The following is a 1,454-nucleotide window of genomic DNA, read 5'->3' as shown; positions in this document are numbered from 1 at the left end:
GGGAGTGCACTTTGTGACGTATGACGGCAACGGGAACGTGTGGACCCTGGTCTCGGCGAGCACCGGTACCGAAACTGCCCGGTACGAGTATGGACCGTTTGGGGAGCCCTTGCGGCTGACGGGCGCCGCGGCAGGTTCGAATCCGTTCCGCTTCAGCACGAAGCGGTCGGAGGACGCGACGGGCCTGGTGCTGTACGAATACCGGGCCTACAGTCCCGCCCTGGGGAGGTGGTTGAGCAGGGATCCACTGGAGGAGAGTGGCGGCGCCAACATTTATGCGGCGTTGATTAACAGCCCGATTGAGGATGTTGACGTGGAAGGCTTGGCGACACATGTGCGACGGCCTTCGACTCCTCCGCCGCGCCGCCCTCCAATGCCCAATCCCCCCGACATTGTGCGGCGGGCGCTGGTATGCGCAGCAAAGTGTGCTGTGAAAACCGGCATGGAAAAGATAGGCGACAAAGTCAATTTCAATTTCCTTTGCGGAAAGTTGATGCGCATGTGTCAAGAACGGGAAGATAAAGATAATAAAGGGCTGCCATCCTTCGAGGAGCTCACCCAGGGGGAGGACCTTGCGCTTGGGAAAGAGCTGACACAGAAGTTTGTCGGATGTGTGGTTGATTGCTTGGCCAGCCCCGGTTATAACGTCAGTTTGCAGATCACCAACGGCTCGATTGTTTGCGACTACACGCGGAGGCGGATTCGCATCTCATTTGATTACGAAGTTACCTTGGACTGGGCTGGAGCAGTCCATGTTGTGTATACCAACCACGTCGGGCAAGCATGCCCGCGTACATCACCGGCGTTTAGAGATTGTTGCGAGCCTTGTCGCCCATGAAACAGCGTAACAGATTCTTGATCACTGGTGTGCTGGCTTGTCTTCTGTCTGGATGTGCGACCAAACACCTCGACCTCGACGAGGCCCTGAGGTTTCAGCTCAAGCACCCGGAAGAGGCCATTTACATGCGATTGCATCCGGCAGTGTTGGAACCGGTAGAAATGACGGCTATGTTCGGCTGGGAAGGATTGGAGGGTTTTGCCAACGGGGTCGAAAGGCGGCTGAATGATCCGGAGGAACTCCGGGCGTACCTGGCCCGGCGGAGGGCCGTGTGGGCAAAGAGTCGGGAGGAAGAGTTCTCCTACTATGATGAGATCAAGCGACACCTCAAGGAGGGCGGAAAGTTGTACTGGTATTATTACAGGCGGTTATACACCACCGGAGAGATTAGTTATGCATACGGGGACGGTTTTATTGTTCTGCGCGATGGCGAAGTCTTGTATCGCCTCCCCTATAGCGACGGCAAGCAGTACAGGGGTCGTGTCTTCATCAGGCCCCGTGACTCCGTGCCTGACGCGGTGGAGAACGTGGAGGGTTCTAAATGACACGCGACCGGGCACGATGGTGTTGATAGGTGAGTGAACCATTCGGTATCCACCATGTTGGTAATGGCGTC

General features: G+C 56.7%; 2 protein-coding genes. Both read left to right on the top strand.

Annotated elements, in window-relative coordinates; translation table 11 throughout:
• On the top strand, nt 1-838 hold an 838-nt coding region (locus tag G4L39_RS09480; protein WP_205880917.1), incomplete at its 5' end, for an RHS repeat domain-containing protein.
• Nucleotides 835-1,383 carry a hypothetical protein gene (locus tag G4L39_RS09475; RefSeq protein WP_165107760.1) on the top strand — a complete coding sequence of 183 codons (549 nt, stop codon included), beginning with the start codon at nt 835-837 and terminating at the stop codon, nt 1,381-1,383. The genes G4L39_RS09480 and G4L39_RS09475, both read left to right, overlap by 4 nt.
• The last annotated feature ends 71 nt before the right edge of the window (nt 1,384-1,454 follow it).

Source organism: Limisphaera ngatamarikiensis (genome assembly GCF_011044775.1).
GTDB lineage: Bacteria > Verrucomicrobiota > Verrucomicrobiia > Limisphaerales > Limisphaeraceae > Limisphaera > Limisphaera ngatamarikiensis.
Note: the sequence above shows the minus strand (reverse complement) of the source record. Positions and strands in the feature narration are given on the sequence as shown.